At 49.8% G+C, this 4654-nt stretch carries 1 tRNA gene and 2 rRNA genes; all 3 read right to left on the reverse strand.

Annotation, left to right across the window (positions count from 1 at the left end):
* Positions 1–2646 (reverse strand): 23S ribosomal RNA (locus M1F97_RS09020); the annotation flags it as partial.
* Positions 2647–2767: 121 nt separating this feature from the next.
* A tRNA-Ala gene (locus M1F97_RS09025) sits at positions 2768–2840 on the reverse strand.
* A 50-nt stretch (positions 2841–2890) separates the two neighbouring features.
* Positions 2891–4439, reverse strand: a 16S ribosomal RNA gene (locus M1F97_RS09030).
* Between the last annotated feature and the right edge of the window lie 215 nt (positions 4440–4654).

A 4654-nucleotide genomic window follows, 5' to 3' on the forward strand; every position in this document is an offset into this window, starting at 1 on the left:
TCCTCTCAAATTTCCTACGCCCGCGACGGATAGGGACCGAACTGTCTCACGACGTTCTGAACCCAGCTCGCGTGCCGCTTTAATGGGCGAACAGCCCAACCCTTGGGACCGACTACAGCCCCAGGATGCGACGAGCCGACATCGAGGTGCCAAACCTCCCCGTCGATGTGAACTCTTGGGGGAGATAAGCCTGTTATCCCCAGGGTAGCTTTTATCCGTTGAGCGATGGCCCTTCCATACGGAACCACCGGATCACTAAGCCCGACTTTCGTCCCTGCTCGAGTTGTAGCTCTCGCAGTCAAGCTCCCTTATACCTTTACACTCTGCGAATGATTTCCAACCATTCTGAGGGAACCTTTGGGCGCCTCCGTTACCTTTTAGGAGGCGACCGCCCCAGTCAAACTGCCCGTCAGACACTGTCTCCGATAGGGATAACCTATCCGGGTTAGAGTGGCCATAACACAAGGGTAGTATCCCAACAACGTCTCCTTCGAAACTGGCGTCCCGATCTCATAGACTCCTACCTATCCTGTACATGTGGTACAGACACTCAATATCAAACTGCAGTAAAGCTCCATGGGGTCTTTCCGTCCTGTCGCGGGTAACCTGCATCTTCACAGGTACTAAAATTTCACCGAGTCTCTCGTTGAGACAGTGCCCAAATCATTACGCCTTTCGTGCGGGTCGGAACTTACCCGACAAGGAATTTCGCTACCTTAGGACCGTTATAGTTACGGCCGCCGTTTACTGGGGCTTCAATTCATACCTTCGGATTACTCCTAAGCACTCCTCTTAACCTTCCAGCACCGGGCAGGCGTCACCCCCTATACATCATCTTACGATTTAGCAGAGAGCTGTGTTTTTGATAAACAGTTGCTTGGGCCTATTCACTGCGGCTGACCTAAGTCAGCACCCCTTCTCCCGAAGTTACGGGGTCATTTTGCCGAGTTCCTTAACGAGAGTTCTCTCGCTCACCTGAGGCTACTCGCCTCGACTACCTGTGTCGGTTTGCGGTACGGGTAGAGTATGTTTAAACGCTAGAAGCTTTTCTTGGCAGTGTGACATCACTAACTTCGCTACTAAACTTCGCTCCCCATCACAGCTCAATGTTATAGAACTAAGCATTTGACTCAATTCACACCTCACTGCTTAGACAGACACTTCCAATCGTCTGCTTTAGTTAGCCTACTGCGTCCCTCCATCACTACATACTCTAGTACAGGAATATCAACCTGTTGTCCATCGGATACACCTTTCGGTCTCTCCTTAGGTCCCGACTAACCCAGGGCGGACGAGCCTTCCCCTGGAAACCTTAGTCTTACGGTGGACAGGATTCTCACCTGTCTTTCGCTACTCATACCGGCATTCTCACTTCTATGCGTTCCAGCACTCCTCACGGTACACCTTCATCACACATAGAACGCTCTCCTACCATACCTATAAAGGTATCCACAGCTTCGGTAAATTGTTTTAGCCCCGGTACATTTTCGGCGCAGGGTCACTCGACTAGTGAGCTATTACGCACTCTTTGAATGAATAGCTGCTTCTAAGCTAACATCCTAGTTGTCTGTGCAACCCCACATCCTTTTCCACTTAACAATTATTTTGGGACCTTAGCTGGTGGTCTGGGCTGTTTCCCTTTCGACTACGGATCTTAGCACTCGCAGTCTGACTGCCGACCATAATTCTTTGGCATTCGGAGTTTATCTGAGATTGGTAATCCGGGATGGACCCCTCACCCAAACAGTGCTCTACCTCCAAGAATCTTTATGTCGACGCTAGCCCTAAAGCTATTTCGGAGAGAACCAGCTATCTCCAAGTTCGTTTGGAATTTCTCCGCTACCCACAAGTCATCCAAGCACTTTTCAACGTGCCCTGGTTCGGTCCTCCAGTGCGTCTTACCGCACCTTCAACCTGCTCATGGGTAGGTCACATGGTTTCGGGTCTACGACATGATACTAAAGCGCCCTATTCAGACTCGGTTTCCCTGCGGCTCCGTCTCTTCAACTTAACCTCGCATCATATCGTAACTCGCCGGTTCATTCTACAAAAGGCACGCTCTCACCCATTAACGGGCTCGAACTTGTTGTAGGCACACGGTTTCAGGTTCTATTTCACTCCCCTCCCGGGGTGCTTTTCACCTTTCCCTCACGGTACTGGTTCACTATCGGTCACTAGGGAGTATTTAGGGTTGGGAGATGGTCCTCCCAGATTCCGACGGGATTTCGCGTGTCCCGCCGTACTCAGGATACTGCTAGGTACAAAGACTATTTTAAATACGAGGCTATTACTCTCTTTGGCTGATCTTCCCAAATCATTCTTCTATAATCTTTGAGTCCACTTTGCAGTCCTACAACCCCGAAGAGTAAACTCTTCGGTTTGCCCTCCTGCCGTTTCGCTCGCCGCTACTAAGGCAATCGCTTTTGCTTTCTCTTCCTGCAGCTACTTAGATGTTTCAGTTCACTGCGTCTTCCTCCTCACATCCTTAACAGATGCGGGTAACAGGTAGTACCTGTTGGGTTCCCCCATTCGGAAATCCCTGGATCATCGCTTACTTACAGCTACCCAAGGCATATCGTCGTTTGTCACGTCCTTCTTCGGCTCCTAGTGCCAAGGCATCCACCGTGCGCCCTTATTAACTTAACCTTATTTTTGACCTTTCAGTCATAAACTCTTTTAATACTACAGCGTTTCGGTTTATTTTCTTGTTACTATTTGATATAGATATTCAATTTTCAATGTGCATTACTTGGTGATCTCTCACCAATGGAGCCTAGCGGGATCGAACCGCTGACCTCCTGCGTGCAAAGCAGGCGCTCTCCCAGCTGAGCTAAGGCCCCACAAGACCTCTCAAGACTAAACAAGACCAATGTGCATTCCTTATCCTTAGAAAGGAGGTGATCCAGCCGCACCTTCCGATACGGCTACCTTGTTACGACTTCACCCCAATCATCTATCCCACCTTAGGCGGCTGGCTCCTAAAAGGTTACCTCACCGACTTCGGGTGTTACAAACTCTCGTGGTGTGACGGGCGGTGTGTACAAGGCCCGGGAACGTATTCACCGCGGCGTGCTGATCCGCGATTACTAGCGATTCCGACTTCATGTAGGCGAGTTGCAGCCTACAATCCGAACTGAGACTGGCTTTAAGAGATTAGCTTGCCGTCACCGGCTTGCGACTCGTTGTACCAGCCATTGTAGCACGTGTGTAGCCCAGGTCATAAGGGGCATGATGATTTGACGTCATCCCCACCTTCCTCCGGTTTATTACCGGCAGTCTCGCTAGAGTGCCCAACTAAATGATGGCAACTAACAATAGGGGTTGCGCTCGTTGCGGGACTTAACCCAACATCTCACGACACGAGCTGACGACAACCATGCACCACCTGTCACCTCTGTCCCGAAGGAAAACTCTATCTCTAGAGCGGTCAGAGGGATGTCAAGACCTGGTAAGGTTCTTCGCGTTGCTTCGAATTAAACCACATGCTCCACCGCTTGTGCGGGCCCCCGTCAATTCCTTTGAGTTTCAACCTTGCGGTCGTACTCCCCAGGCGGAGTGCTTAATGCGTTAGCTACGGCACTAAACCCCGGAAAGGGTCTAACACCTAGCACTCATCGTTTACGGCGTGGACTACCAGGGTATCTAATCCTGTTTGCTCCCCACGCTTTCGAGCCTCAGCGTCAGTTACAAGCCAGAGAGCCGCTTTCGCCACCGGTGTTCCTCCATATATCTACGCATTTCACCGCTACACATGGAATTCCACTCTCCCCTCTTGCACTCAAGTTAAACAGTTTCCAAAGCGTACTATGGTTAAGCCACAGCCTTTAACTTCAGACTTATCTAACCGCCTGCGCTCGCTTTACGCCCAATAAATCCGGACAACGCTCGGGACCTACGTATTACCGCGGCTGCTGGCACGTAGTTAGCCGTCCCTTTCTGATAAGATACCGTCACAGTGTGAACTTTCCACTCTCACACTCGTTCTTCTCTTACAACAGAGCTTTACGATCCGAAAACCTTCTTCACTCACGCGGCGTTGCTCGGTCAGACTTCCGTCCATTGCCGAAGATTCCCTACTGCTGCCTCCCGTAGGAGTCTGGGCCGTGTCTCAGTCCCAGTGTGGCCGATCACCCTCTCAGGTCGGCTATGTATCGTCGCCTTGGTGAGCCGTTACCCCACCAACTAGCTAATACAACGCAGGTCCATCTGGTAGTGATGCATTTGCACCTTTCAAACAGTTATCATGCAATAACTGCTATTATGCGGTATTAGCTATCGTTTCCAATAGTTATCCCCCGCTACCAGGCAGGTTACCTACGCGTTACTCACCCGTTCGCAACTCATCCAAGAAGAGCAAGCTCCTCTCTTCAGCGTTCTACTTGCATGTATTAGGCACGCCGCCAGCGTTCGTCCTGAGCCAGGATCAAACTCTCATTAAAAGTTTGAGTTCTCACTCATTTCTGTCACTGACAGATTTATTGTTTTTTTCATTGTTCAGTACTACAACGTCAATTGTAGTGCCCTGCACATTGGTTCGTCTTGTTCAGTTTTCAAAGGTCTTTGTCACTCAATCTCTCTCAAGCGACAACTATATTAGTATATCACAGCTGTTGATCTATGTCAACACTTTTTTGAAACTTTTTTTACTTTTTTC

Origin of the sequence: Streptococcus oralis (genome assembly GCF_023110435.1) — a bacterium.
GTDB classification, from domain to species: domain Bacteria; phylum Bacillota; class Bacilli; order Lactobacillales; family Streptococcaceae; genus Streptococcus; species Streptococcus oralis_CF.